Genomic DNA, 26290 nt, shown 5'->3' with positions numbered 1-26290 from the left:
CATGCCTGACCGTGGCCGCGCCAACGCAGTTGCAACACCCGCTGACGCATTGAACGTCAGCGTTGCCGACGTCTTGGCCGCGCAGGCACGCCTGCGCCGTTTTCTGCCACCTACCCCGCTGCATTACGCCGAGCGTTTCGGCACCTGGTTGAAGCTGGAGAACCTGCAGCGCACCGGCTCCTACAAGGTGCGTGGTGCCTTGAACGCGATGCTGGCCGCACTGGAACGCGGTGACGAGCGCCCGGTGATCTGCGCCTCGGCCGGCAACCACGCCCAGGGCGTGGCCTGGGCCTCGCACCGGCTGGGTGTGCAGGCCATCACGGTGATGCCGCATGGCGCACCGGCCACCAAGATCGCCGGCGTGCAGCATTGGGGCGCCACCGTGCGCCAGCACGGCAGCAGCTATGACGATGCCTATGCCTTCGCCCGTGAGCTGGCCGAACAGAATGGCTACCGCTTCCTGTCCGCCTTCGACGACCCTGACGTGATCGCCGGCCAAGGCACATTGGGCATCGAGTTGGCACCGCATGCGCCGGACGTGGTGATCGTGCCGATCGGCGGCGGCGGCCTGGCCTCCGGCGTCGCCCTGGCGCTGAAGTCGCAGGGCGTGCGCATCATTGGCGCGCAGGTTGAAGGCGTGGACTCGATGGCGCGTGCCATCAAGGGCGACGTGCGCGAAGTCGACCCGGTGCCAACCCTGGCCGATGGCGTCAAGGTCAAGATTCCCGGCTTCCTCACCCGCCGCCTGTGCGCCAGCCTGCTCGACGATGTGGTCATCGTGCGCGAAGCCGAGCTGCGCGAAACCCTGGTGCGGCTGGCGCTGGAGGAGCACGTGATCGCCGAAGGGGCTGGCGCGTTGGCGCTGGCCGCTGGTCGCCGCGTCTCCGGCAAGCGCAAGTGTGCGGTGGTATCGGGCGGCAACATCGATGCCACGGTATTGTCGACCCTGTTGTCTGAAGTACGTCCCAGCCCACCGCGCAAACCGCGACGGCGTAACGCCGAACGACTTAGAAGCCGTGTCGTTGCAGCGACACAGCGCAGCTCCAAATCCGAATCCCCCAAAATTCCCGTTACCGCCGCAGTCGAGGAGACCCTCTGGTGAATACTCCAACCAACAACACCCCGCGAATTACCATCTTCGACACGACCCTGCGCGACGGTGAGCAATCACCCGGCTGCAGCATGACGCCACCGCAGAAGCTGGTGATGGCAAGGGCGCTGGCGGAACTGGGCGTGGACGTGATCGAAACCGGCTTCCCCGCAAGTTCGCAGTCCGACCGCGAGGCCATGGCCTTGATCGGCCGTGAGGTACGCCAGCCGGTCCTGGCAGTGCTGTCGCGCTGCCTGGCCGGCGATATTGAAACCTCCATCAAGGCCCTGGAAGCCGCAGCGCGCCCGCGCCTGCATCTGTTCCTGTCCACCAGTCCGTTGCACCGCGAGCACAAGCTGCGCATCAGCAAGGAACAGGTGCTGGAGTCGGTGCACAAGCATGTGAGCATGGCGCGCGGCTATCTGGACGATGTCGAGTTCTCCGCCGAGGACGCAACCCGCACCGAACTGGACTTCCTGACCGAAGTCACCCAGGTTGCCATTGCCGCCGGTGCGCGCACCATCAACCTGCCCGACACCGTTGGCTTCACCACGCCGGAAGAAATCCGCGCGATGTTCCAGCATGTGATCGCCAATGCCGCCGGTGCCGACAAGGTCATCTTCAGCACCCACTGCCACAACGACCTGGGCCTGGCTGTGGCCAACTCGCTGGCCGCCATCGAAGGCGGCGCGCGCCAGGTGGAAGGCTCGATCAACGGCATCGGCGAGCGCGCCGGCAACTGCGCGCTGGAAGAAATCGCGATGGTGCTGAAGGTACGCAATGCCTTCTACAACTTCGATACCGGCTTCGACACCCAGCGCATCGTGCCCACCTCGCAGCTGCTGCAGCGTCTGGTCGGCATGCCGGTGCAGCGCAACAAGGCCATTGTCGGCGCCAATGCATTCGCGCACGAATCCGGCATCCACCAGCACGGCATGCTGCGCAACCGCAACACCTACGAGATCATGCGTCCGGAAGACGTGGGCTGGGAGTCCTCGCAGATGGTGCTGGGCCGCCACAGCGGCCGCGCCGCGGTCGAGGCGCGCCTGCGTGCGCTGGGCTACTGGCTGGAAGAAGAAGAGCTGAAGCTGGTATTCGACCAGTTCAAGGCGCTGTGCGAGCAGCAGCGCGTGGTCACCGACGCCGATCTGCAGACCCTGATGCAGGGCACCTCCAGCAGCGACGGTTACCGCCTGGCTTCGATGACCATCAGCGACGTCGGCAGCCGCGCCAATGCGCTGGTTGAACTGTCCGATCCGGAAGGCAACCGCGTCGCTGAAACCGCACAGGGCGACGGCCCGGTTGATGCCTTGTTCTCGGCCCTGTCGGCGGCCACCGGCGTGCAGCTGACACTGGACAGCTACCACGTGCACAGCGTCGGCATCGGCGCCGATGCACGCGGCGAAGCCAACCTGAGCGTGCGTCACGAAGGTGAGATCCTCGAAGGCACCGGCACTAGCCGTGACATCATCGAAGCCAGCGCCTTGGCCTGGCTGGATGTCACCAACCGCCTGCTGCGCCAGCGTGAAAGCAGCACCACCGAGGAAGCCGTCAGCGCCTGAGCGCGACGGCAGAACATAGGCAACGGAACGAACCAATGAGCTCCGCACCCAAGACCCTGTACGACAAACTGTGGGACGCCCACGTTGTCGTTCCCGAATCCGACAACGCGCCGGCCGTGCTGTACATCGACCTGCACCTGATCCATGAAGTGACCTCGCCGCAGGCCTTCACCGAACTGCGCCAGCGCGGCCTGAAGCCGCGCCGCCCGGACCGCACCAAGGCGACGATGGACCACTCCACGCCGACCCTGCCGGCCGGTCCGGACGGCAAGCTGCCGTACGCCAGCAAGGCCTCCGAAGCGCAGGTCGAAACCCTGGCCAGGAACTGCGCCGAATACGGCATCGAGCTGTTCGACCTGTCCTCGGCCAACCGTGGCATCGTCCACGTCATCGCCCCGGAGCAGGGTTTCACCCAGCCGGGCATGACCATCGTCTGCGGTGACAGCCACACCTCCACCCACGGTGCGTTCGGCTCGCTGGCCTTCGGCATCGGCACCAGCGAAGTCGGCCACGTGCTGGCCACGCAGTGCCTGCTGCAGCGCAAGGCCAGGACCATGGCCATCACCGTTGACGGCGAGCTGGCACCGGGCGTCGGTGCCAAGGACGTGGTGCTGCACATCATCGGCGTGATCGGCGTCAACGGCGGCACCGGCCATGTGCTGGAATTCCGCGGCTCGGCGATCCGCGCGATGGACATGGAACAACGCATGACCCTGTGCAACATGTCCATCGAAGCTGGCGCCCGCGCCGGCATGGTGGCGCCGGACCAGGTCACCTTCGACTGGGTCGCCAACACCCCGCGCGGCCCCAAGGGCGCCGACTTCGACACCGCCGTGGCGTACTGGTCCTCGTTGAACAGCGACGAAGGCGCGCGCTTCGATGTCGAAGTGCAGATCGACGCCGCCGACATCCGCCCGACCCTGACCTGGGGCACGCACCCGGGCACCGCGATTGCCGTTGATGCGCCGATTCCGGCTGCCAACGATGCCGCCGCGCAGAAGGGCCTGGACTACATGAAGTTCGAGGCCGGCCACAGCTTGATCGGTACGCCGGTGGACGTGGTGTTCGTCGGTTCCTGCACCAATGGCCGCCTGAGTGACATGCGCGAAGTGGCACAGGTGCTGCGCGGCCGCCGCGTCGCCGATGGCGTGCGCATGCTGGTGGTGCCGGGCTCGGAGATCGTCAAGCGCGACGCAGAGGCCGAGGGTATCCACGACGTCGTGCGGGCTGCCGGTGCCGAATGGCGTGAACCGGGCTGCTCGATGTGCATCGCCATGAACGGCGATCTGGTCGCACCGGGCCAGTTGGCGGTTAGCACCAGCAACCGCAATTTCGAAGGCCGCCAGGGCCCGGGCTCGCGCACCCTGCTCGCCTCGCCGATGAGCGCGGCATGGGCAGCGGTGAACGGCCGTGTTGCCGACACCCGCGATCTGTTTGCCAAGGAGGTGGCGTGATGGCCATCGCTTTTGCCCTTCTCCCTCCGGGAGAAGGTGCCCCGAAGGGGCGGATGAGGGCGACCGCTGCTCATTCCGGCAAACACCCTGCGCAAGCACACCCTCATCCGGCGCTGCGCGCCACCTTCTCCCGGTGGGAGAAGGGCTACGCACTGGAGCTGTACTGATGGCCGCACTGACCCGCATCGTTTCGCGCAGCGTGGTGCTGCGCCAGACCAATATCGACACCGACCAGATCATCCCGGCGCGGTTCCTGTCCACCACGGAGCGCGCTGGCCTGGGCAAGAACGCCTTCAATGACTGGCGCTGGCAGGCCGATGGTTCGCCGAACCCCGAATTCGCCTTCAACCAGCCGCACAACCAGGGCCGCGCGATTCTGTTGGCCGGGCGCAACTTCGGTTGCGGCTCCTCGCGCGAGCATGCGCCGTGGGCATTGACCGATCTGGGCCTGCAGGCAATCGTCAGCAGCGAGATCGCCGACATCTTCCGTGGCAATTCATTGAAGAACGGCCTGCTGCCAATCGTGCTGGATGAGGCCGATGTGCAGGAACTGATGCAGAACCCGGACGATGAGCTGACCGTGGATGTGGCGGCGCGCGAACTGCGCACCTCCAGCGGCAAGGCGTACAGCTTCCCGCTGGATGGCTTCTCGCAGACCTGTCTGCTGGAAGGCGTGGATCAGCTGGGCTGGCTGCTGGGCCGGGTGGATGAAATCGAGCGGTATGAGGCGGCGAAAGCGGCGTGAGACGCCTGCCCTTCTCCCTTCGGGAGAAGGTGCCCCGTAGGGGCGGATGAGGGTGCGGGCGAAGCCTACTGCAGCCAAACAGCGCATGGCACCCCCTACCCTCCCCCCCCCCTCTCCCGGAGGGAGAGGGGCTTTAGAAAAACAACAACAGCAACCGGAACCCATACATGCAAGCCAACATCGTCGTACTGCCGGGTGACGGCATCGGTCCAGAAATCACCGCCGTCGCCGTCGACGTGCTCAAGGTCATCGCCACCCGCTTCGGCCACAGCTTCAGCTTCAGCGAGCACGACATCGGCGGCATTGCCATCGACAAGCACGGCGAGCCGCTGCCGGCCGCCACGCTGGAAGCCTGCAGCAAAGCCGATGCGGTCCTGCTCGGTGCCGTCGGTGGCCCGAAGTGGTCCGACCCCAATACCAAGGTGCGCCCGGAACAAGGCCTGCTGGCGATCCGCAAGGCGCTGGGCCTGTATGCCAACCTGCGCCCGGTGCGCACCCACCCGGCCGCGCTCAACGCCTCGCCGATCAAGCCGGAACTGCTCAAGGACGTGGATTTCGTGGTGGTGCGCGAGCTCACCGGCGGCATCTACTTCGGCGACAAGAGCCGCGATGCCGACAGCGCCAGCGATCTGTGCCGCTACACCGTGGTCGAGATCGAGCGCGTGCTGCGCAGCGCCTTCCGCCTGGCCCAGCAGCGCCGCGGCAAGCTGACCTCGGTGGACAAAGCCAATGTGCTGGAGACCTCGCGCCTGTGGCGTGACATCGCCGCACGCATTGGCCGCGAAGAATTCCCGGATGTGGAGTTGGAACACCAGCTGGTCGATTCCATGGCCATGCACCTGATCGCCAAGCCACGCGTCTACGACGTGATCGTCACCGAGAACATGTTCGGCGACATCCTCACCGATGAAGCCTCGATGCTGGCCGGTTCACTGGGTCTGCTGCCGTCGGCCTCATTGGGCGAACAAGGCAAGGTCGGCATCTACGAGCCTATCCATGGCTCGGCCCCGGATATCGCTGGCAAGGGCATCGCCAACCCCTACGCCACCATCCTCAGCGCGGCGATGCTGCTGCGTCACTCGCTGGGTCTGGAGGCCGAAGCTGCCGCCATCGAACAAGCGGTGAGCGCCGCGCTTGATGGCGGCCATTTCACCGCCGACCTGGCCGCACAAGGACAGGCACTCAACACCCAGCAAGCCGGGCTAGCCGTGCTTGCACAATTGAACTGAGCTAACTGGACGCGGCCCTTGGCCGCGTCTTTTTTTGCGGGCTGTTCCCGCTTGGTGGATACCACGCCGTTTCTTCATTGGACCTGTCACTTCAGGTCCCGCATCAACAAAGGAATGACCTTGAACTACCGTACCCCCGACGACTTCCTGGCTTACGTGGCCAAGCGCGACCCCAACCAATCCGAGTTCCTGCAGGCGGTAAAGGAAGTGGCCCACAGCCTGTGGCCATTCCTGCAGCAGAACCCGAAATACACGCAGTACGGGTTGCTGGAACGTCTGGTCGAGCCGGAGCGGGTCATCCAGTTCCGCGTCGCCTGGGCCGATGACAAGGGCCAGACCCACGTCAACCGCGCCTGGCGCGTGCAGCACAGCTCGGCAATCGGCCCGTTCAAGGGCGGCATGCGTTTCCACCCTTCGGTGAACCTGTCCATCCTCAAGTTCCTGGCCTTCGAGCAGACCTTCAAGAACGCACTGACCACCCTGCCGATGGGCGGTGGCAAGGGCGGTTCGGACTTCGACCCCAAGGGCAAGAGCGATGGCGAGGTGATGCGCTTCTGCCAGGCGCTGATGCTGGAGCTGTACCGTCACCTGGGCCCGGATACCGACGTGCCGGCCGGTGATATCGGCGTGGGCGCGCGCGAGGTCGGCTTCATGGCCGGCATGATGAAGAAGCTCAGCAACGATGCGGCCTGCGTGTTCACCGGCAAGGGCCTGGCCTACGGCGGCAGCCTGATGCGGCCGGAAGCCACCGGTTTTGGCACTGTCTACTTCGTCGAGCAGATGCTGCACCACGCCAAACGCCAGACCCACGGCGCCAAGGTGCTGGTTTCCGGCTCCGGCAATGTCGCCCAGTACGCGGCCATCAAGGCCAGCGAACTCGGTGCCAAGGTGCTGACCTTCTCCGATTCCGGCGGCACGCTGTACGCACGCGATGGCTTCGACGAGCAGGGCCTGCAGGAGGTGATGGCGTTGAAGAACGAGCGCCGCGGCCGCCTGTCCGAACTGGCCGACGATGCCCGCTTTGAATTCCTGGCCGACCGTCGCCCCTGGCATATCCCGGCCGACATCGCCCTGCCCTGCGCCACCCAGAACGAGCTGGACGAAACCGACGCGCGCACCCTGGTCCACAACGGCGTGCTGTGCGTGGCCGAAGGCGCCAACATGCCATCGACGCTGGAAGCGGTGGATGTGTTCCTGCAGGCTGGCACGCTGTACGCACCGGGCAAGGCCAGCAATGCCGGCGGCGTGGCGACCTCGGGCCTGGAGATGAGCCAGAACGCGCTGCGCCTGTCCTGGCGCCATGCCGATGTCGACGAACGCCTGCACGTGATCATGAAGGAAATCCACGCCAACTGCGTGCAGCACGGCGTGCGCGCCGATGGCAGCGTCAACTACGTGGACGGTGCCAATATCGCCGGTTTCGTCAAGGTCGCCGACGCCATGCTGGCGCAAGGCCTGTACTGATCCGTCCGGCCAACGGATGGCTTGAAAATGGCGGCGCCTGCGGGCGCCGTCGTTACGCCAGCACCCGATTGCGGCCTTCGCGTTTGGCACGATAGAGCTGCCTGTCCGCCGCCGCCAACAAGGTACGCCCGTCAGCCTGCCCCGGCCCCAATGCCGCAACACCGATGCTTACGGTGACATTGATCTCGGCATCTACTTCCTCGAAGCGCAGCCTTGCGAGGCGTATGCGCACTTCCTGCAATGCCGCTACCGCTTCCTGCAAGGGAATCCCGTGCATCACCACCAGGAATTCCTCACCGCCATGCCGCGCCACGAACTGCTCCTTGCCAAGCCGTAGCTGCAGCAGGCTGGCGATATCGCGCAACACCTGATCCCCGGCATCATGACCATAGCGGTCGTTGATCTGCTTGAAGTGATCAACATCCACCAGTGCGACGTTCAAGGGCGTGCCGCGGACACTGGCACGCTGCAGTGCCTGCTGCAGATAAGCATCGCCCGCCCGCCGATTGGGCAGGCCGGTGAGCGCATCGTGCATCGCCTGATGCTCCAGGCGCTGCAACAGGCTCGCGCGCTCTGAATCAGCCTGTTCCAACGCGCGATTCTTCTCGCTCAACTCCTGGGTTCGTGCAGCGATCTCACTGCTCAAACGCCGCTGGCCGCGCCGATAGCTGGCTGCCCGCCAACCTGCCAGCAGCAGGATCAGAGCAAGCACGGCAAGACCACTCAGCCAACGCACCCACGGCCGCTGCCATAGTGGTGCGGCGATATCCAGCGCCAGCGATGCTTCACCGCCACGGCTGGTATTTTCCCAATCCAAGGGCAAGGACATCGCCTGGATGCGCAGCCGGTACTTTCCCGGCGGCAGGTTGGTGTAGACCGCTTCAATGCGACTACCCGCGTCCACCCAATCACTGTCAAAACCTTCCAGGCGATAGCGGTAGCGCATCTTGTCCGGCGCGCGGAAGCCCAGGCCGGCATAGGCCACTGCAATACGATCCACTCCGGCTGGCAGCGAATACGCACCAAGCAGTGGTTGCGGATCACCATCAATGACCACGCTTTCAATGGCCACCGGAAACTTGCGGAAACGCGTATTGCCATCGACCCGCTGCGGGTCTATCACCGCCAGGCCGCCGGCGGTTGGGAACATCAGCTCACCTTCGCGGGTAAGCCAGCCCGCGGGGGACGAGGCGCCATTGCCCTGGCTGCTGGGCATGCCATCGGTATGGTCCAGCACCTGTACGGCAAGATGCGTGCGTGCGCCCGCAGCCACGGCAATCAGGTCCGTGCGGTCGAGCCGGAACACGCCTTGATTGCTGGGCAGCCACAGGTGGCCGGCACCATCGTCGATCACCCGGAATACCTTGTCGCGCGGCAGTCCGTTGCGATGATCGAAGACGGCAATGTCCAGACCGCGCTTGCGCAGCAGTCCGTGGTCACTGGCAATCCATAGATCACCATTGTCGTCGCCCAGGAAGTCGAAGACGTAACGTGCCGGGAAATCAACATCAGGCGACCACGCCTGCAGTTTGCCGCCCGTTCCCAAGCCCGCCATGCCGCCGTTGGTGCCTATCCAAAGCACGCCGGCAGCATCGCGGTACAGCGCATGTACCGCCAGGCCCGGCAGCCCTTCTTCCAATCCGTAGTGATGCAGCTTGCCCTGCTGATAGTGGAACAGTCCCTCCGAGCTGCCTATCCACAGACTGCCATCGCTTTCACTCAACAGGCTGCGGATCAAGGGCTGCACGGTGCCAGGCAAGCTGATCCGTTGCACGACCCGACCGGCCGCATCCAGGCCGAGCACGCCCTGGTTGTACGTGCCTGCCCACACGCCCTGGCCACGCTTCGCCAAAGCCAGCACCGAGGCATCGCGGCCAGTGCCCGGCAACAACCGCACCGCGCTGATCACATCACCGCGCATGCGATTCAAGCCTTCGGAATGCCCGATCCAGACATCGCCGTTGTCGGTCTGGAGCAGCGCCCGCACATAGTCCGAGCCCAACCCATCTTCAGCGGTCAGACCGCGTGCGGCACCCTCGTCGATGCGGAACAGACCATCCGTGCTACCGGCCCAGACCAGGCCTTCGCGGTCGATCAACAAGGCTGGACTGACCTGTCCTGGCACTCCGATCCGTTCGCTCTTGCCCGCTGAAAAGCGCACCAATCGGCCAGCAGACAGGCTCAGCCACAACGCGCCGCTGGCGTCGTGACGCACCGCATCCACTCGCTCCCCCGCCAGCAGATGCTGCCGCTGACCATCGCCATGCAGCCAATGAACACCGTCATCGGCCGCTACCACCCAGCCCTTGCTTCCATCATCGACCAGATCACGTACCACCCAACCAGCCGTATCGTTCCAGGCTGCCAGTCGCCCCTGCTGCAACTGGTAAACACCTTTTTCGGTAGCCACCAGCACCGCCCCGTCGGCCATCAGGCGCAGCGCGGTAATCGGCACCTCGGGCAGACCCAGCGTGGCACCGGCATCGAGCAGCTGCCCGGAGCGCTGCAAGCGCAGCAGTTTGTCCTTGGCCGCAATCCATAGATCACCGGACGGATCCCGCAGCAGTGCGGTGACTGATAGATGGCGGGCATCGGCACCGCCCAAGGCTTCCCAACGCCCACGGTGATAACGATAGACACCATCTGAAATGGTGCCAAACAGCACTGCGCCGTCAGCCTCCGGCAGGATGCTCAGCACGCCGGACAGCTCCACGCCCGGTGTGTTCTGGCGATCGAAGACGGTGAAGCTGCGCCCGTTGAAGCGGACCACACCTTCCCAGGTGCCCAGCCAGATGAAACCGTCACTCCCCTGTGCCACCGACTGCACCAGGTTATGCGGCAGCCCCTGCTCCATCCCCCAGCCCGCCACGGTATGCCGCGAGGCCGACGCCAGCGGCAGGGTTGCGGCCCATAGCAGTGCTGTCACGAACAGGGCGCACAGCCCGCCCGCCAGCCTGTTCCGGCCGGCAAACCATGCAGATATGGCGTCAACAACCCTCTGGCGTCTGTACAAACCCGCCTCCGCAGGTCGCGCCGGCTCCCCCGCCGACGCGACAATTTACCATCTCAACTGTGAAATCCATCGTCGTTTCTTACGCCCGGCCTTACGACCGGGCTTGGCAACGAAGAATCACCAGGGCCGGCGCCTCAGTGGCCGGCCTCGTCCGGGCGCACCCGGAACCAGGCCGCATACAGCGCCGGCAGAAACACCAGGGTCAACACCGTGCCGACGATAAGCCCACCCATGATCGAGATCGCCATCGAGCCATAGAAAGCGCTGCGCGACAGCGGGATCATCGCCAGCACCGCCGCCAACGCGGTAAGCACGATGGGCCGGAAGCGGCGCACCGTAGCATCGATGATCGCGTGCCAGCGGTCATGGCCGGCATCGATGTCCTGCTGGATCTGGTCGATCAGGATCACCGAGTTGCGCATGATCATGCCGGCCAGGGCAATCGTGCCCAGCATCGCCACGAAGCCAAACGGCGCCTGGAACAGCAGCAGGAACCAGGTGGCGCCGATGATGCCCAGCGGTGCGGTGATGAACACCATCGCCGCCCGCGAGAAGCTGCGCAACTGCACCATCAGCAGGGTCGCCACCACCACCAGGAACAGCGGCATGCCGGCCTTGATCGAGTTCTGCCCGCGTGCGGAGTCTTCCACGGTACCGCCGGTTTTCAGCAGGTAGCCGCTGGGCAGGTCGTCGCGGATGTCGCTCAAGGTCGGCACGATCTGCTCGACCACGCCCACCGGCAGCATGCTGTCGCCGATATCGGCGCGCACGGTGACGGTCGGCAGGCGGTCGCGGTGCCAGATGATGCCGTCTTCGAAGGCATATTCCAGCTTGGCAACCTGCGACAACGACACCGACTTGCCGCTGGCGGTCGGGATGGCCAGGCTGCCGAGCATGTCCAGACGCGCGCGCTCGTCGTCCGGGCCGCGCAGCAACATGCCGATCTGGCGATTGCCTTCGCGGTAGGTACTCACGCTCATGCCCGACAGCGAGCTGGTCAGGAACTGCGCGATCTGCGCGCTGCTCACGCCGAGTACGCGGGCACGGTCCTGGTCCACGACCAGCCGCACCACCTTGCTCGGCTCGCTCCAGTTGAGGTTGACGTTGGTGGTATGCGGGTTCTGCCGCACCTTCTCCGCCACCTGCGCGGCAATGGCCTGCACACGTTCGATATGCTCGCCGGAGATGCGGAACTGTACCGGGTAACCAACCGGCGGGCCGTTCTCCAGACGGGTCACGCGCAGCTGCACGTCACCGAACTGGGGCACCACTTCCTTCAACAACCAATCCCGCAGTTGCTCGCGCGCCTTGGTGTCCTGCGCCAGCACCACGTACTGGGCGAAGTTGGTGGCCGGCAGCTGCTGGTCCAACGGCAAATAGAAGCGCGGCGAACCGTTGCCGACATAGCCGACGAAGTTGGCCACACCCTTGTGGCCCTTGATCAACGCTTCGAACTTCTGCGCCTGTGCCTGGGTGGCGGTCAGCGACGCGCCTTCGGCCAGTTCGATATCCACCATCAGCTCGGGCCGGGTCGAATCCGGGAAGAACTGCTGCGGCACGAAGCGGAAGATCACCAGCGAGAACACGAACAGACCGGCCGTAGCCAGGATCACCAGCCAGCGGCGGCGCAGGCAGGCATCCAGGAATACCCGGAAGCGCTGGTAGAACGCGCTCTTGTAAGGGTCATGGTCGTGCGCCAGTTCCTTCGGCTTGATCAGGTTGGCCATGGCCGGATTGCGATCAGCCCAACGCAGACGCATGGCGTGCCAGCGCCCGGCGATGCTGCCCGGCTTGGGTGGCTGCGGGTTGTGCAGGTCCGGCAGCATCTTGTCGCCGAGGTACGGGATGAACAGCACCGCGGCGATCCACGACACCACCAGTGCAATGGTCACCACCTGGAACAGCGAGCGTGTGTATTCACCGGTGCTCGATGCCGCGGTGGCAATCGGCAGGAAGCCGGCGGCGGTGATCAAGGTGCCGGTCAACATCGGGAACGCGGTGGAGGTCCAGGCAAAACTGGCCGCGCGCAGGCGGTCATAGCCCTGCTCCATCTTGGTGGCCATCATCTCCACCGCGATGATCGCGTCGTCCACCAATAGACCCAGCGCCAGGACCAACGCACCCAGCGATATCTTGTGCAGTCCGATGTCGAACTGGTGCATGACGAAGAACGTCATCGCCAGCACCAGCGGGATCGACACCGCCACTACCAGACCGGTGCGCCAGCCCAGCGAGAAGAAACTCACCAGCAGCACGATCACCACCGCCTCGGTCAGCACCTTGACGAACTCGCCCACCGACTCCTTCACCGCATGCGGCTGGTCGGACACCTTGCGCAGCTGCATGCCGGCCGGCAGCGTCTTCTGCAGCTGTTCGAACTCGCTGTCCAGGGTCTTGCCAAGCTTGAGGATGTCACCGCCGTTTTTCATCGCCACCGCAATACCAATGGCGTCCTCACCCATGAAGCGCATCTTGGCCGAGGCCGGATCGGCGAAGCCGCGCTTCACTTCAGCGATATCGCCCAGACGCATGGTACGATCACCGGCCTGGATCGGGAAGTTGCGGATGTCTTCGACAGAGGTGAACTGACCACTGACGCGCAGCTGCACGCGATCGGTCGGAGTCTCGAACCAGCTGGCCGGAGCCACCGCATTCTGCTGCGCCAGCGCCTGCTGTACCTGCTGCATCGATACGCCCAGCGTGGCCAGCTTGGTGTTGGACAGCTGGATCCACACTTTCTCATCCTGCAGGCCGAGCAGATCGACCTTGCCCACATCGTCCACGCGCTGCAGCTGCAGCTGGATGCGGTCCGCATAGTCGCGCATCAAGGCATAGTCGAAGCCCTTGCCGGTCAGCGCATAGATATTGCCGAAGGTGTCACCGAACTCATCGTTGAAGAACGGCCCGATCACTTCGGCCGGCAGCTGCGAATGGATGTCGCCGACCTTCTTGCGCACCTGGTAGAACAGCTCGGGCACATCCTTGGACGGCATCGAGTCGCGTGCCATGAAGATCACCTGCGACTCACCCGGGCGCGAATAGGCCTGGATGAACTCGAATTCGCCAGTGTTCATCAGTGCTTTTTCAATCGGCTCGGTGACCTGCTTGGACACCTGCTCGGCGGTGGCACCGGGCCACATGGTCTGCACCACCATCGCCTTGAAGGTGAACGGCGGGTCTTCGGACTGCCCGAGGTGCTTGTACGACCAGGCACCGATGATCGCCATGGCGATCATCATGAACAGCACCAGCGGGCGGTTACCGAGCGCCCATTCGGAGAGGTTGAAGCGCTTCACGCCTCACTCCCCTTTCTTTGCGGACACGGCGGCAGGCGCAAGCACCGGCCGGTTGCTGCGATCAACGGCAGTCACCTGCTGGCCCTCGCGCAGCAGATGCCCACCGGCCGCAACCACCCAATCTTCAGCCTTCAGACCCTGCAGCACCGGCACGCTTTCCGGACCATAAGCGCCCAGCATCACCGCGCGCGCCTGCAACTTGCCATCGGCCGGGTTCACCACCCACACGCTGGCCTGCTGCGGTTGCTTGCCAGGCTGTACTGCCGCCAGCGGTATGCTCATCACACCGTCCTTGCCGTGGGCGATGAACACCCGCGCGCTCTGCCCTAGCTCGACTGCGTCCAATGCATCAGCCGCCAGACTGATCCGCGCGGCATAGGTGCGTGCCTGCGGATCGGCAGCAGCGGCAATCTCGCGGATGCTGCCTGACAAGGGCTTGCCGGGCTGATTCCACAACTCAACCTGCACCGCCTGGCCGACGCTGAAATCGCGGATCGTGCTTTCCGGCAGCGCAATGGCAACTTCGCGCGCGCCATCGGCAGCCAGCGTGTAAATGGTCTGGCCAGCGGCAACCACCTGCCCGGCCTCGGCCTCGCGGCTGGCGATCATGCCGCCTTCCGGCGCATGCAGCTGGGCGTAGGCGGACTGATTGCGCGCAACATCGAGATTGGCCCGCGCCGCATCGGCCTGGCCCTGCGCCGCCTTCAGGGCAGCGGTCTGCGCATCCAGTGCCGACTGACTGACCAGTTGCTGGCTGGCCAGCGCCTGGTAGCGCCTGTGTTCATCGCGGGCACGCACCAGGTCAGCCTCGGCCGCAGCGAACTGTGCCTGCGCCGCACGCGCCTGCAGGTTGTAGTCGGCAACATCGAGTTCGGCCAGCAACTGGCCCTTGCTGACCCGCTGGCCAGCATCCACCTCACGCCGCAGCAGCTTGCCGCCGACACGGAAGGACAGTGCGGTTTCCTCGCGCGCACGCACCTCGCCCGGATAGGCGCCGACCGCCACCCCGCCATTGCCGGCCGGATGCTCAACCAGCACGGGTACAGCATGTACGGGCGCGGTTTCAGGCTTGCCGCAGGCAGCAAGCAAGGGCAACAGCAGGCAACAGCCAATCCATCGTAGGTGGGTCATAAGTAAGGTCGCTGACGCAAGGGGAGAGAGGAGACGGGATTTCACCGCCATTACTGAACGCATCGGTATAGTATAAATATCGAACCAGCTGGTCTAGTATTACCTGATGTCTCCGAAGAAACCCTCCTCAGCGCCCGCGGCAGCGGCGCAACGCAGTTCCGGTCCGGGTCGCCCCAAGGACCTGGGCAAGCGTGCGGCCATTCTGGACGCAGCCAAGGAGCTGTTCATCGAGCAGGGTTTCAACGGCGTCAGCATGGACGAGATTGCCGCCCGTGCCAGTGTCTCCAAGCTGACGGTGTACAGCCATTTTGGCGACAAGGACACCTTGTTCAGCGAGGCGATCCAGGCCAAGTGCATGGAAATGATGCCCGACGAGCTGTTTGTCACCGACAACGAGGCGCCGCTGCGCGGCCAGTTGCTGGGTATCGGCCATGCGTTTTTCACGCTGATCAGCAGCGACGCGGCCATCGCCACCCAGCGCATGATGATGACGCCTGACACCGATGACCGGGTCCGGCAGATGTTCTGGCAGGCCGGCCCGGCCCGCACCGAGACCGCCCTGGCCGAGTTCCTCGGCGCCCGCGTTGCCCGTGGCCAGCTGGCCATTGACGACCTGGCACTGGCCTCGCGGCAGTTCTTCTGCCTGATCAAGGGCGAGGTCCATGCGCATATGATGTGTGGCCTGTGCGCCGCCCCGGATCAGCTCAACGCCGACGTGCATATCGCCGCCAGCGTTGATTTTTTCATCCGGGCGTATGCCCCGCGCCAGCAAGCTGAATGAACCGGAGGTGCGAGTGACTTCCGGCACTGCGTCCAACGCGGCCCTCGCCGCAATGTTGGGCCCGTACTTTGTGTCTGGTAACCGGTAAAATGACCGGCCCACTGCGCAGGAATGATGAGCTTCCCATGACGATCGATTACTCCCACGTCCGCGAAATGATGGTTGAACAGCAGATCCGGCCCTGGGATGTGCTGGAGGTCCGCGTGCTGGACGTGCTGGCCCGCCTGCCGCGTGAAGCATTTGTCGCCGAATCGCACCGCGCCCTGGCCTATGCCGATATCGAGCTGCCGCTGGGTCATGGCCAGAAGATGATGAAGCCGGTCATCGAAGGCCGTACCTTGCAGGCCTTGGACCTGCAACCCACCGACGAAGTGCTGGAAATCGGCACCGGCAGCGGCTTCCTGAGCGCCTGCATGGGCGAACTGGCCCGCGAAGTACTGAGCCTGGAAATCCAGCCGGAGCTGGCCGAGCGTGCCCGCCAGAACCTGGACGCCGCCAAGCTGGGCAGCAATGTCCGCATTGAAGTGGCCGACGGCCTGAATTGGCAGAGCCAGCGTCAGTTCGACGCCATCTGCATCACCGGTGCGGTAGAAACCGTTCCGGTGGAACTGCTGAAGCTGCTGCGTAGCGGCGGCCGCCTGTTTGCCATCCGCGGCGTCTCGCCGGTGATGGAAGCGGTGCTGGTCCAGGCCGATGGCAGCATCACCTCGCTGTTCGAAACCGATCTTGATTATCTGCAGGGCGCTGCGCCCGCACCGCAATTCCAACTCTAAAACCGTCCAAGGAAGCCGCAATGATCCGCCGATCCCTCACCCTTGCGCTGGCAGTCGCCCTCACTCCGCTGACTTCCCATGCCGCCGACCTGCTGCAGGTCTACGAAATGGCCCGCAACGGTGACACGCAGCTGGCCGCGGCTGAATCCCAGCGCCTGTTCGACAAGGAAGGCCAGGTACAGGCGCGTGCGGCATTGCTGCCGCAGATTGGCGGCGAAGCTTCATTGACCCGCAACCACAGCAAGTACGACAGCGTCGCAGGCAGTGGCGGCGGCAGCGCCACCACCAAGACCCGCAGCTACGGCATCAACGGCAGCCAGACCCTGTTCAACTGGAGCCAGTTCGCCAATCTGCGTGCGCAGCGCGACGTCAGCAAAGCCGCCGATTTCACCTTGGACTCGGCCAACGACGACCTGATCGTGCGCACCGCGACCACCTACTTCAATGTGCTGGTCGGCATTGAATCGCTGGTCGCTGCCGAAACCAACGAAGCGGCCGCCAAGAAGCAGTTCGACTATGCCGACAAGCGCCTGGAAGTGGGCTTGGCGCCGATCACCGACGTGCACGAAGCGCGCGCCCAGTATGACCAGGCCCGCGCCGGCACCATCCAGACCCGCAACGCATTGGAAGATGCCTACCAGGCACTGACCGAGCTGACCGGTCAGCCAGTACGCGACCTGCGCGGCCTGCCGGTCGATTTCCGTCCGGAAGTGCCGGCCAACCGTGCCAATGCCGACCAGCTGGTCAGCGAGGCGATCTCGCGCAACCCGGCACTGAAAGCACAGGAACTGCAGGTCAGTGCAGCCGAATCCAGCGTGTCTGCCGCACGCGGCGGTCACTACCCGACCCTGTCGCTGGGTGGCAACTGGGGCAAGAGCGCCAGGTGGGGTGACAACACCGGTAGCGGCACGCAGACCCCGGATGCCACCACCAATGCGATCGGCCTCACCCTGAACGTGCCGATCTTCGCCGGCGGTGCCACCCAGTCCGGCGTACGCCAGGCGCTGGCCCGTCGCGATATCGCCCAGGACACCTTCGAACAGCAGAAGCGTGCCGTGGACCGCAACACCCGCAATGCCTATCAGGCACTGGTCGCCGGCATCAGCGAAGTGGAAGCACGTCGTCTGACCGTGGTCTCGGCACAGAGCGCCTTCGACGCATCGCAGGTTGGTTTGGAAGTCGGTACCCGCACCGTGCTGGACGTGGTGCAGAACCAGAAGACCCTGTTCCAGGCGCAGCTGGACTACGCCAGCGCCCGCTACAACTTCCTGCAGGCCCGCCTGCAGCTGAGCCAGGCCGTTGGTGATCTGGAAATCAGCGAGGTCCAGGACATCAACCGCCTGCTGACCGCCGACGCTGCAGCCAAGCTGCAGTCGAACAAAGCGCAGTAACTCCGCGCAGCAACGCAAAGCAGAAAGGCGGGCCTCGGCCCGCCTTTCTTGTTTCTGGAACATTGCTCGCTTGCACCATCATCCAACCGGCACGGCACCGCATTGCTTCTTTGCAGGAGCGGCGCAAGCCGCGAAGCTGGTGTTGTTTGAAATCCAGGCACCAGTGCACACCGTCGCTGCGCCTGCTTCGCGGCTTGCGCCGCTCCTACAAACAGGCCCAGCGCCTCGCCTACCTGAACTACGCAGCGGACTCACTCGGCGGCGGCAACTGCGGTGATATCAAGGCGATCGTATGCTCCAGCGCGCCACGGCCATTGGCGACCAGTGCACGCCCCGCCTGCACCATGCGCTCGCGTTCGACCTCATCCTGAAGTAGACGCGACACGGCTGCACCCACCTCGCTCGCATCAGCACAGATGCACAGCGCTCCAGCCTCATCCATCCGCCGCGAGATCTCGGCAAAGTTGTGCAGGTGTGGGCCGGTAACCGCAGCCGTACCCATCGCCGCCGGCTCCAGCAGATTGTGGCCGCCGATCGCCTGCAGGCTGCCGCCGACGAATGCCACCTGCGCACAAGCGTAAAAGGCCATCAATTCGCCCAGCGTATCGATCACGAACACTTGCGCGTCGGCGCCCGGCCATTGCTGCGCCTTGCGCGTGGCCACACGCCAGCCTGCTTCACGCGCCAATGCTTCAACCTTGGCAAAACGCTCGGGATGACGCGGCGCCCACAGCAACAAGGCCTCCGGATGCTGCTTCAACAGGCGCGCATGGATTTCGATTACCGCCTGCTCTTCGCCTTCGTGGGTGCTGGCGGCAATCCATATCGGCCGCGTCGCCGGCACATGTTGATGGAATGCACGCAGCATCACTGTCGGGTCCGGCGGATGGATATCGAATTTCAGGTTGCCCAAGGCCTGCACCTGCTCCGGCAATGCACCCAGCTCGATGAAACGGTCGGCATCGGCCTGCGACTGCGCCGCCACACAGGTCACCGTGCGCAGCGCACGACCAACCAGGGCCTTGAGCACGCGATACCCCTTCAGCGAACGTGCCGACAGGCGCGCATTGAGGATGTACACCGGAATCCCGCGATCACGGCAACCGAACAACATGTTCGGCCACAACTCGGTCTCCAGGATCAGCGCCAGGCTGGGCTGGAAGTGGCCCAGAAAGCGACTGACGCTGCCGGGCACGTCATACGGCAGATAGACATGATCGACCGCATCGCCCCACAGCGCGCGCACACGCTGCGAACCGGTCGGGGTGATGGTAGTGATGATCCAACGGATGTCCGGCCGCTGCGCACGCAGGGCATTGACCAGCGGCGCCGCCGCATTGACCTCGCCCACCGACACCGCATGCAACCACACCCGTGGCTGACCACCACTCTCCGGATAGGAGGCATAACGCTCGTCCCAGCGGCGGAAATACTCGCGCACGCGGAACCCGCGCCACACCAGGTGGTACACGGTGATGGGCAGCAACAGATAGAGCACGACGGAATAAATGCCGCGCAGCAGAAATTCGACTGGATCCTTACGCATCGGCGAAGGATACGGGAGAACAACGGAACTGCGTGAGACGAAGCGCTGCCGCACTACCGTCGCTTGGCCTCCTCCCTTGCGCGCAGCGCAGGGGAGGGTTGAGGAGGGGTGCTGTTGTCTTCAGCCTTCTCCCCAAGGCACCCTGCACCGGCCACCCACTCCAGCAAACCTTGCCGTGCTCCAGCCGTCATCCCCGTGGCTTAGAATCGACCCATGTCCGATTCACCCTCCACCGCCACCCGGCCGTCGCTGCTGCAGCCACGTCATTGGCCCACCTTTGCCTGGCTTGGCATCGCCTTCATCGCCGCGCGCCTGCCATGGACGCTGCAACGCGCTCTGGGCCGCGGCATTGGCTGGCTGGCCCTGCACCTGGCCCGCAGCCGCCGTCATGCCGCCGAGGTCAACCTCAAACTGTGCTTCCCGGAGAAAGACGAGGCCTGGCGGCAACGCCTGCTACGCGACAGCTTCGACGCACTCGGCGTGGGGGTGTTCGAATTTGCCCGTGCGTGGTGGGGCAAGATCGACGTCATCCGCCCGCAGGTGCAATGGGAAGGGCTGGAGCATCTCAAGGCACTGCAGGCCGAAGGCCGCGGTGTGCTGCTGGTGTCAGGCCATTTCATGACCCTGGAGATGTGCGGCCGCCTGCTCTGCGATCACGTGCCACTGGCCGGCATGTACCGCAAGTACCGCAACCCGGTGATGGAATGGGCGGTCAAAAGCGGGCGCCTGAACTACGCCTGCGCGATGTTCGCCAATGAAGACATCCGCGCCACCGTGCGACATCTGAAGAAGGGCGGCTTCCTCTGGTACGCGCCGGACCAGGACATGCGTGGCAAGGATTCGGTATTTGTGCCGTTCTTTGGCATGCAGGCCTCCACCATCACCGCCACCCATCAGTTCGCGCGGATGACCGGCTGCGCCGTCGTGCCGTTTTTCCATCGACGTGAAGGCAGCGGCTATGTGCTGAAAATCGCACCGCCCCTGCCCGACTTCCCCACCGACGATGCGGTTGCAGATACCGCCCAGGTCAACGCGGCCATCGAACAGATGGTGCGCGAAGCACCTTCGCAGTACCTGTGGATCCACCGCCGCTTCAAGCGCCAGCCCGAAGGCCGCAGTCACTTCTACGACTGAAGCGGCTGCCGTCTCAGTTGCCAGGCTTGTCCGGCTCGGCCAGCAAGGCGCCGGCATACAGCGCCGCCAGTACTACCGTCAGCCCGCCCCAGAAGGCGGAATAGAATGCCAGGTGGGTATTGAGCGGAAATACCGTCACCGCCAAGGCCAGCGCCGCCGGACGCGCCCGATCACGCGCCTGTGGCCCGGAGTAGATCCAGGCACGCAGCGCCATCGCCGCGCCGGCAATCCACAGCAACAGGCCAAGCACACCGGTCTCGGCAAGGATCTCCAGCACGATCTGGTGGGCGTGCAGGGCCGGACCCTCGCCCCACACCGGATGTTGCTCCGGGCTTGGATTGCAGCCCGGATAGGCGTCGCGGAAACCGCGCGCGCCGACACCATTGACCGGGTGCTCGCGCACCATGCACAGCGCAGCCGACCAGATCTGGCTACGTCCTGACAGCGCCTCGTTGACCCCGCCGGCACCACCACTGAACGCCATCGCGGTACGCGCAAAACGCTCACGCACCTGTGCTGAGCCCGCCGCCAATGCGCCCATGCCGACAACACCGGCCAGCATCACCAACAGCAGCCACCTGGCCCCCAGCAGGCGCCAACCGGAAATCAGCAGGACCAGCGCATAGGTGATCAGCGAAGCACGTGAACCAGCAAGCACCAGCACCACGCCAACCGCGGCGGCGCTCGCCAACCAGCCCCAACGTCCAAAGCGTGCGCCGACAAGAAACAGCAGGAACGGCGACAGGCTGGCCAGCACCTGGCCGAATTTCAGATTGCAGGGCCCGAAGACACCGGGCAGGCGATCAGCCGCGGCAACTTCCTGCACGGTGCACAGGCCGTGCCCACTGCTCAGCCATTTGAGCTGGTCCAGACTCCAGAACAAGGGACTGGTTCCAATACCCGCCTGCAGCAGTGCATCGAGCGTCCACAGCCCGGTGACCACCGCCAGGCCGGTAAAGGTGGTGCGGCGGCGCTGGCTGGTACCCACCGCTATCGCCACCAGCCACATGAAGGGCAGATAGCGCAGCCCACTGGCGACCTTGCCCCAGACTCTGCCCGGGTCCTCCGCACCTACCGCCGAGCCGAGCTGCGGCAACCAGTACGCACAGAACAGCACGCTGGTCAGCGCCAAGGCCGGCACGCCCAACAGGCTGCGGATACCGTCGCCTGCTTTCAGCCGCAGCAACAACAGGCGCAGCACGGTAAACAAGGCACCCAGCGCCAGTACCGACTCGGCAATGCCCGGCAACGGCAACAGGGCGACATAGGCGATGACCCAGATCGGCGCCCACCAGCCCGCCTGCCGTGACATCACCGCATGAGGCCGATCAGCTACCGAGTTCTGCATAGACATCCAGGGTCGCACGCTGCATGGCCTGCAACGTATAGGGAATTTTTCGCGGAAGCGACGGCGGGCTGTGCAGCAGCTGCAACACGCTTTGCGTCAACTGCTGCAGGTCACCCCGCGCGACCGCGCCGGAAGGCTGTAGCTGGTTGAGCAGTTCGCCCACCCCGCCATGGTTCCATCCAACTACCGGACGACCCACCGACAGCGCCTCCAGCACGGTGCGACCGAACGCTTCCGGCTTGTCCGACAGCTGCAGCACCAGATCGCTGGCCGCATAGGCCTCGGCAATGCGGACGGTGGGTTCGCTCAGCACGACATGATCGGCTACACCCAGTGTCTGCGCCAACTGCTCCAGCTCGCGTACATAGGCCTCGCGGCCAGGCTCGCGGACGCCTGGCATCCACAACATTGCCGGTTGCCCTTCGCGCTGCAACGCCGCCAGCAGCTGCAAGGCATGCACATGCCCCTTGAGGCGGGTGCCACGCCCGGGCAACAACAACAACGGCAGCTGCGCGCCCAGTTGCGGATGCTGCGCGGCCACGGCCAGACGCGGCCTGCGGTCGCTGCGCTCCACGCGCGGGAACTGGACCACATCCACACCGCGCGGTATGACCCGCAGCCTGGTCGGATCGGTCTGCCGGTAATGTTCAAGCAGGTAGTCACGCACGGTCTGCGAGACGCAGATCACCCGCTCGCCGCTGGCCATGATGCCGCTGTAGCGGCCAGGCGAGTTCAGCCCGTGCATGGTGGTCATCCAGCGCGGACGCTGGCTCGCAGGCATGCCGCGCAGCGCATACCAGCCCAGCCAGGCTGGCAGGCGCGAACGGGCGTGCACGATGTCGGCGCCGGTTTCGCTGAACAGGCGTCGCAGCGAGGCCACGTGACGCAGGGTCAGCAGCGACTTGCGGCCGATATCCAGGGTCAGGTGTTCGGCACCGCTGTCCAACAGCGGTTGCAGCAGGCGCCCACCGGCGGACACGACAATGGCCCGGTGACCGGCAGCCACCAGTGCCGCAGCTATTTCCAACGTTGAGCGCTCGACGCCGCCGGAATGCAGCGCCGGCAGCAACTGCACCACCGTCAAACGGCGCATCGGTCAGCGATCAGTCGGCCAGTACGAATACCGAACCGCAATACGGGCAGGCAGCCTCGCCATTGGGTTCGTTCTCGATCGGCAGGTAGACCCGCGGGTGCGAGTTCCACAGCGCCATTTCCGGCGTCGGGCAGCTCAGCGGCAGATCGGCGCGGTGCACGGTGTAACGCTTCTCGGCGTTGGCGGGCGCGGTGGCGGTATGGCTCATGGCGTCATTCACAAAAAAACCAGGTTCGCGCAATTCTAGCAGTGCCGGGCCCAAGCGGCCGCTTCAACGCAGCGCGGGTGGCGAAAACCCGGCATTGTCCCGGCCGCGACCGGGACAGTGCCGCCCTATCCTGCCCTGCTGCAGCGGCCGGCCCAGCGTGAGTGGGCAGCGATCCCGGCAGTGACTACGACCACGGCACCCCACTGGCAACCCTGCGTGGCATTGCAACGGAACAGCCGCCGACTGCCCCGCTGCCTGCCTGCTTGAGGTCACCGTTACTTGAAGTCACCGGCGACAAATACGCTCAGCCGCTCCGGCTTGAGGTGTTTGCGGATGGCAGCGTTGACCTGCTCTACCGTCAGTGCCTGGTACTCGGCATCACGCTGCGCTTCAAACCTCATGTCGCGGCCGTAGTACAAGTGATCACTCAACAGCCCGGCGATGGCAGCATCGGCCGCCCGTGACTGCTCACGTGCCACCTTCTTTTCGGCTACTGCGCTACGCAGCTCCTCCACGCTGATGCCGTCAGCGACCAGGCGGCCCAGTTCCTCACGCAGCGCGGCCTCCAGCTTGCCCATGTTTTCCGGCGCCGCGATCGCCTGGATGCCCAGGCTGCCATTGTCATCGCGGCCTACGCGGCTTTCGTCGGCACTGAGCCCAGCACCGACGTTGTAGCTCAAGCCCTCCTTCTGGCGGATACGCTCGGCCAGGCGTGCCTTGAGCGGATCGCCGCCGAGGATGGCGACAGCGATGTTCAGCGCGGGGAAATCCGCATCGGCCAGATTGATGGAGATGTTCTGCCGTGCCAGCAGCACTGCATTGGGCTTGTCCGGGGTGGCGAAGCGCTCATGTGTTGCAGCCACATCCCGATAGTGGGTGCTGATCGGCGCATAGGCCTTGGGCGATTTCCAATCGGCGAACAAGGCCTGCAACTCGGCCTTCAACGCCACCGGATCGAAATCTCCCACCACCGCGATCTCACCCACGGCAGTGCCGTAGAAGTCGCGGTGATAGGCACGCACCTCGTCCAGCTTGAGCGCCTTCAACCGGGCCAGCGACTCATCGACCGATTGCACGTGCAGCGGATGCCCAACCGGCCATGGATCGAAATACGCATTCAACGCCATCGACGCCAGCATTCCCGGCTCCCTGCGCTGGAACTCCAGCGCGGTGAGCGCCTGCAGCCGCAACTGCTCGAACTCAGCCTGCGGGAATGCCGGGTGGCGCAGCACATCGGCCGCCAGCCGCAGGGCCTCGGCCAAGGTTTCGCGCTTGCCGTTGAGGCCGATGCTGGCACCTTGCATGCCGCCACTCACCTGCGCCTGGGTGTTGAGCGCATCAAACCGGGCCGCGATCTGGCCGCGATCCAGACTCTTGCTACCCGCCATCAGCATCGGCCCAACCCAGCTGCCGGCCTCGCTGCGCCCGCTAATGGCCTGCTCGTCGCCGAAGCGGAAGCTGGCATTCAAAGTCACCGTCTGCCCGCGATTGCGCTTGGGCAGCAAGGAAACCCGCAGACCATCGCCGATGACAAAACTCTCGGTACGCGCGGCGATGTTTTCAACGCTGGGATCAAACGCTTCACCCGCGCTGGCCGCGGCTCGACCCTTGTAGCCATCCACCAGGCTTGCAATTGGCGGCGCTGCGGGAATCACCGCACGGTCCGGCGCGGCGGTGGGGACGAAGCGACCCAAGGTACGGTTCTGCGGCTTCAGGTAGGCCGCCGCAACCCGGTTCACATCAGCCGCGGTCACACCCTCGATTGCATCGCGCTGCACGAACAGCAAGCGCCAGTCGCCGGCAGCCTGGTATTCGGACAAGGCCATCGCCATCGCATTGACGTCGCTGGCACGTTTATCGATGGCGTTGCCGAGACGCTGCCTGGCAGCAGCCACTTCCACATCGGTGATCGGCGCTGCGGCGATGGCTTCCGCCTGCTTCAACAACTCGGCCTGCACCTTGTCCGGATCGCCTTCCCTGGGCAACACCGATACCAGCGTAAACAAGCCAGGATCATGCAGGGTCTCGCTGCTGGCACCGGCATAGGCGGCCAACCTGGTCTCCATCAGCGCCTTGTACAGGCGGCCGTTGGGGTTGTCCCCCAATACATTGCCCAGTACTGCCAACGGCGCGCTATCGGCCTGCGCCAGTGCTGGCACGTGGTAGCTGGCGGCAATCAAGGACAGATCGCTGCTGCGACGCACGCTGACTTCGCGCTCACCGTCCTGTACCGGTTCCACGGTATGAAAGCCAGGCAGGATCCGAACTGGCTTCTTCAGTGGCGCGAAATGCGCGGCAACCCGCGCCAGCACCTGCTCACTGTCGATGCGACCAGCGACGATCAGCAAGGCATTGTCCGGCTGATACCAGGTGCGATAGAACGCCTGCAGGTTCTCGATCGGTACGTTTTCCACATCCGAGCGCGCGCCGATGGGCATGTTGGCGTAGTTGTGCCAATCAAAGGCCACCGAGCGCATGCGCTTCATCAGCACGCCGATCGGGCTGTTGTCGCCGGCTTCCATCTCATTGCGGACCACCGTCATCTCGCTGTCCAGGTCGGCCTTGGCCACCTTGGCGTTGAGCATGCGGTCGGCTTCCAGCCCCAGCAACCAGTCCAGGGTCTCATCATTGGCCGGGAACGAGGCGAAGTAGTTTGTGCGATCCAGCGAGGTGGTCGCGTTCTTGCTGACCCCGCGCTGCTGCATTTCAGCAGGGATATCCGGGTGCTTGGGCGTGCCCTTGAACATCAGGTGCTCAAGCAGATGCGCCATGCCGGTCTCGCCGTAGTTCTCATGCAGCGAGCCCACACCATAGACCAGATTGACGGTAACGGTGGGCTTGCTGGCATCGGCAAACAGCAGCACGCGCAGACCATTCTGCAAGCGGTACTCACACACACCCTCGACGCAGGGGCCGGCCTGCACACTGGCAGGCACCGTGACCATGGCCGATTTTGCCTGCGCCGGCGGCATCAATGCCAACGAAAGCGCCAACGCCAAGCCACAACACGAAAGTTTCATCATCGGAATCCA

The 26290-nt window shown here is 64.7% G+C and carries 18 protein-coding genes; 10 read left to right on the top strand and 8 right to left on the bottom strand.

The features are described 5' to 3' along the window. Position 1 precedes the first annotated feature (1 nt). From ACVOL0_RS01205 to gdhA, 6 genes are all read left to right on the top strand, one after another. A complete protein-coding gene (locus tag ACVOL0_RS01205; RefSeq protein ID WP_481547519.1) occupies positions 2-1102 on the top strand; it encodes a threonine dehydratase in 1101 nt (366 codons plus the stop codon). Next, complete coding sequence (locus ACVOL0_RS01200) at positions 1099-2652, top strand: 2-isopropylmalate synthase (protein ID WP_481547518.1); 1554 nt, start codon at positions 1099-1101, stop codon at positions 2650-2652. Before ACVOL0_RS01205 ends, ACVOL0_RS01200 begins: the two co-directional genes overlap by 4 nt. Before the next feature lie 35 nt (positions 2653-2687). Next, positions 2688-4106, top strand: coding sequence for a 3-isopropylmalate dehydratase large subunit (leuC, locus tag ACVOL0_RS01195; RefSeq protein ID WP_481547517.1), 1419 nt, complete (start codon positions 2688-2690; stop codon positions 4104-4106). Between the two features lie 166 nt (positions 4107-4272). After that, positions 4273-4851 carry a 3-isopropylmalate dehydratase small subunit gene (gene leuD, locus ACVOL0_RS01190; protein WP_481547516.1) on the top strand — a complete coding sequence of 193 codons (579 nt, stop codon included), beginning with the start codon at positions 4273-4275 and terminating at the stop codon, positions 4849-4851. 167 nt (positions 4852-5018) lie between these two features. Beyond that, the gene (gene leuB, locus ACVOL0_RS01185) at positions 5019-6080 is read left to right on the top strand and encodes a 3-isopropylmalate dehydrogenase (RefSeq protein ID WP_481547515.1); all 1062 of its coding nucleotides are present in this window, start codon (positions 5019-5021) and stop codon (positions 6078-6080) included. Positions 6081-6200: 120 nt separating this feature from the next. Further along, positions 6201-7544: an NADP-specific glutamate dehydrogenase gene (gdhA, locus tag ACVOL0_RS01180; RefSeq protein WP_313173130.1), complete on the top strand. Its 1344-nt coding sequence runs from the start codon at positions 6201-6203 to the stop codon at positions 7542-7544. A 52-nt stretch (positions 7545-7596) separates the two neighbouring features. Here the strand turns inward: gdhA and ACVOL0_RS01175 are convergent, their stop codons facing one another. The 3 genes from ACVOL0_RS01175 to ACVOL0_RS01165 all read right to left on the bottom strand — a co-directional run bounded on the left by ACVOL0_RS01175 (position 7597) and on the right by ACVOL0_RS01165 (position 14984). Next, positions 7597-10470, bottom strand: a complete 2874-nt coding sequence (locus ACVOL0_RS01175) for a diguanylate cyclase (protein ID WP_481547514.1) — start codon at positions 10468-10470, stop codon at positions 7597-7599. Between the two features lie 221 nt (positions 10471-10691). After that, positions 10692-13853, bottom strand: a complete 3162-nt coding sequence (locus ACVOL0_RS01170; protein ID WP_481547513.1) for an efflux RND transporter permease subunit — start codon at positions 13851-13853, stop codon at positions 10692-10694. A gap of 3 nt (positions 13854-13856) precedes the next feature. Further along, positions 13857-14984: an efflux RND transporter periplasmic adaptor subunit gene (locus tag ACVOL0_RS01165; protein ID WP_481547512.1), complete on the bottom strand. Its 1128-nt coding sequence runs from the start codon at positions 14982-14984 to the stop codon at positions 13857-13859. 106 nt (positions 14985-15090) lie between these two features. Here ACVOL0_RS01165 and ACVOL0_RS01160 point away from each other — a divergent pair, with 106 nt between their 5' ends. From ACVOL0_RS01160 to ACVOL0_RS01150, 3 genes are all read left to right on the top strand, one after another. After that, positions 15091-15765 (top strand): TetR/AcrR family transcriptional regulator, encoded by a 675-nt coding sequence (locus ACVOL0_RS01160; protein WP_481547511.1) that lies wholly within the window; start codon positions 15091-15093, stop codon positions 15763-15765. Positions 15766-15890: 125 nt separating this feature from the next. After that, positions 15891-16538, top strand: coding sequence for a protein-L-isoaspartate O-methyltransferase family protein (locus ACVOL0_RS01155; protein ID WP_481547510.1), 648 nt, complete (start codon positions 15891-15893; stop codon positions 16536-16538). A gap of 20 nt (positions 16539-16558) precedes the next feature. Further along, a complete protein-coding gene (locus ACVOL0_RS01150) occupies positions 16559-17929 on the top strand; it encodes a TolC family outer membrane protein (protein ID WP_481547509.1) in 1371 nt (456 codons plus the stop codon). A 238-nt stretch (positions 17930-18167) separates the two neighbouring features. Here the strand turns inward: ACVOL0_RS01150 and waaA are convergent, their stop codons facing one another. Further along, positions 18168-19475 carry a lipid IV(A) 3-deoxy-D-manno-octulosonic acid transferase gene (gene waaA, locus ACVOL0_RS01145; protein WP_481547508.1) on the bottom strand — a complete coding sequence of 436 codons (1308 nt, stop codon included), beginning with the start codon at positions 19473-19475 and terminating at the stop codon, positions 18168-18170. Between the two features lie 213 nt (positions 19476-19688). Between waaA and ACVOL0_RS01140 the strand changes: the two genes are divergently transcribed. Further along, positions 19689-20609, top strand: a complete 921-nt coding sequence (locus tag ACVOL0_RS01140; protein WP_481547507.1) for an LpxL/LpxP family Kdo(2)-lipid IV(A) lauroyl/palmitoleoyl acyltransferase — start codon at positions 19689-19691, stop codon at positions 20607-20609. Between the two features lie 13 nt (positions 20610-20622). Here ACVOL0_RS01140 and ACVOL0_RS01135 read toward each other — a convergent pair whose 3' ends face one another. The 4 genes from ACVOL0_RS01135 to ACVOL0_RS01120 all read right to left on the bottom strand — a co-directional run bounded on the left by ACVOL0_RS01135 (position 20623) and on the right by ACVOL0_RS01120 (position 26278). Next, entirely contained in the window at positions 20623-21957 is a 1335-nt protein-coding gene (locus tag ACVOL0_RS01135) for an O-antigen ligase family protein (protein ID WP_481547557.1), read from the bottom strand. After that, positions 21938-23050, bottom strand: coding sequence for a glycosyltransferase (locus ACVOL0_RS01130; RefSeq protein ID WP_481547506.1), 1113 nt, complete (start codon positions 23048-23050; stop codon positions 21938-21940). Before ACVOL0_RS01130 ends, ACVOL0_RS01135 begins: the two co-directional genes overlap by 20 nt. Before the next feature lie 10 nt (positions 23051-23060). After that, positions 23061-23258 carry a zinc-finger domain-containing protein gene (locus ACVOL0_RS01125; RefSeq protein WP_282267169.1) on the bottom strand — a complete coding sequence of 66 codons (198 nt, stop codon included), beginning with the start codon at positions 23256-23258 and terminating at the stop codon, positions 23061-23063. A 275-nt stretch (positions 23259-23533) separates the two neighbouring features. Then, a complete protein-coding gene (locus tag ACVOL0_RS01120) occupies positions 23534-26278 on the bottom strand; it encodes a M16 family metallopeptidase (protein WP_481547505.1) in 2745 nt (914 codons plus the stop codon). Positions 26279-26290: the final 12 nt, after the last annotated feature.

The sequence above is a fragment of the Stenotrophomonas sp. STEN021 genome (assembly GCF_056760175.1).
The sequence above is the reverse complement of the archived record's forward strand: the minus strand, read 5'-3'. Positions and strand labels throughout refer to the sequence as shown.

Bases quoted from the DNA above. Each gene is read 5' to 3' on its own strand.
- ACVOL0_RS01205 (WP_481547519.1), top strand. From the start codon at position 2: ATGCCTGACCGTGGCCGCGCCAACGCAGTTGCAACACCCGCTGACGCA.
- leuC (WP_481547517.1), top strand. From the start codon at position 2,688: ATGAGCTCCGCACCCAAGACCCTGTACGACAAACTGTGGGACGCCCAC.
- leuD (WP_481547516.1), top strand. From the start codon at position 4,273: ATGGCCGCACTGACCCGCATCGTTTCGCGCAGCGTGGTGCTGCGCCAG.
- leuB (WP_481547515.1), top strand. From the start codon at position 5,019: ATGCAAGCCAACATCGTCGTACTGCCGGGTGACGGCATCGGTCCAGAA.
- ACVOL0_RS01165 (WP_481547512.1), bottom strand. From the start codon at position 14,984: ATGACCCACCTACGATGGATTGGCTGTTGCCTGCTGTTGCCCTTGCTT.
- ACVOL0_RS01160 (WP_481547511.1), top strand. From the start codon at position 15,091: ATGTCTCCGAAGAAACCCTCCTCAGCGCCCGCGGCAGCGGCGCAACGC.
- ACVOL0_RS01155 (WP_481547510.1), top strand. From the start codon at position 15,891: ATGACGATCGATTACTCCCACGTCCGCGAAATGATGGTTGAACAGCAG.
- ACVOL0_RS01150 (WP_481547509.1), top strand. From the start codon at position 16,559: ATGATCCGCCGATCCCTCACCCTTGCGCTGGCAGTCGCCCTCACTCCG.
- waaA (WP_481547508.1), bottom strand. From the start codon at position 19,475: ATGCGTAAGGATCCAGTCGAATTTCTGCTGCGCGGCATTTATTCCGTC.
- ACVOL0_RS01140 (WP_481547507.1), top strand. From the start codon at position 19,689: ATGTCCGATTCACCCTCCACCGCCACCCGGCCGTCGCTGCTGCAGCCA.
- ACVOL0_RS01135 (WP_481547557.1), bottom strand. From the start codon at position 21,957: ATGCAGAACTCGGTAGCTGATCGGCCTCATGCGGTGATGTCACGGCAG.
- ACVOL0_RS01130 (WP_481547506.1), bottom strand. From the start codon at position 23,050: ATGCGCCGTTTGACGGTGGTGCAGTTGCTGCCGGCGCTGCATTCCGGC.
- ACVOL0_RS01125 (WP_282267169.1), bottom strand. From the start codon at position 23,258: ATGAGCCATACCGCCACCGCGCCCGCCAACGCCGAGAAGCGTTACACC.
- ACVOL0_RS01120 (WP_481547505.1), bottom strand. From the start codon at position 26,278: ATGAAACTTTCGTGTTGTGGCTTGGCGTTGGCGCTTTCGTTGGCATTG.